Consider the following 1096-nt stretch of genomic DNA (forward strand, 5'->3'; position numbering starts at 1 on the left):
AGCGCCATCAGGAGGAACAGGAGCACAAAGACCTGGAGAGCAGAGATTTCTTCCCCTAACATTTTTACTCTTCCTCCTTTGCGATCGATTCCTGTCCAGAAGATAGGCCGGATAGAATCGCGCAAGCAAACTCTGCCACCCAGTCTGCCCTCTCGGGGTTCTTTCCGTCATTGGCCAGAGCCCCGAGGAGCAGGCGGGCAGCATCGGCGATGTCATCCCACCTGCCTCCGCCCAGCGCTGACGCGCGGGCGGAAATCCAGTCCTCAACCGAGATGATGAAATCGCGGGAATGCCCGCCGTGTAGGCTCATATCTTCCTCCTACCGTCAGACCATTTCCTCGGTCTGATCTGATGCTTCGAGAGCTTTATCCAACGCCGCCACCGCATCAGCGGGGCTGGCGTATTGGTAAAGCTCTCCGATCATCTCTCTGATCTGGTCAACAGTCAGGCCGCGCTTTTCAGCGGCCTTGGCCAGCCACCAATTCCCAACGGTTTGACCGTCGGGACGAACTCGGCCGGACCAATGGTTTCGTGGGATATCTACTTCGGTCTCGTCCAGGATGCCAAGGCCACAGAGACTCAAGGTCAGCCGCCGCTTTGCCTTGGTCTCCGCTTTCATAATGGCATTGGCTTTCGCGTCGCCACTGAGCCCCTCTATAGGGACCGCCCCTGTGGCGACGTCCTGCCGCCCGTCGGGGAGCCTGCCCGTAACCGTGACTATGTACAGGCCCCCTTCCTCTCGCCCCTCAAGGTGAGTGATGCTCACCCTGTGGATGCGGCGGAGTTGATCCGTCGCATCCCGGCGAGCATATAATACCAACTTTCCATTGAGATATATATACTCAAAAGGCCTCGTTAACGGATTGAGGCCCAACGACTCACATATCATTTTATAGTAAGTCAGCCGTTGTTCGGGGGACAGCCTTGCCAGGTCCCCCCGAACAACAATTGCCTCTAGTACATCGGCAGGATTTATCTCAGCAGAAATCTTTATCTCAGCCATCGCTCTCCTTCCCGTCTGGCGATGATTCCCGATTTCTGCCTGGCTCGGATATTAGAATTTCATACCCGAACCAGTCAATAGACTCCCCACACT

Annotated in this window: 2 protein-coding genes; both read right to left on the reverse strand. The window is 56.0% G+C overall.

Features of this window, described 5'->3' with window-relative positions; all coding sequences use genetic code 11:
* Nucleotides 1-64 precede the first annotated feature (64 nt).
* A complete protein-coding gene (locus ABJK56_RS06610) occupies nt 65-310 on the reverse strand; it encodes a hypothetical protein (RefSeq protein ID WP_347243874.1) in 246 nt (81 codons plus the stop codon).
* A 15-nt stretch (nt 311-325) separates the two neighbouring features.
* Nucleotides 326-1003, reverse strand: a complete 678-nt coding sequence (locus ABJK56_RS06615) for a hypothetical protein (protein WP_347243875.1) — start codon at nt 1001-1003, stop codon at nt 326-328.
* Nucleotides 1004-1096: the final 93 nt, after the last annotated feature.

The organism is Thermogutta sp. (assembly GCF_039793925.1).
Classification (GTDB): Bacteria; Planctomycetota; Planctomycetia; order Pirellulales; family Thermoguttaceae; genus Thermogutta.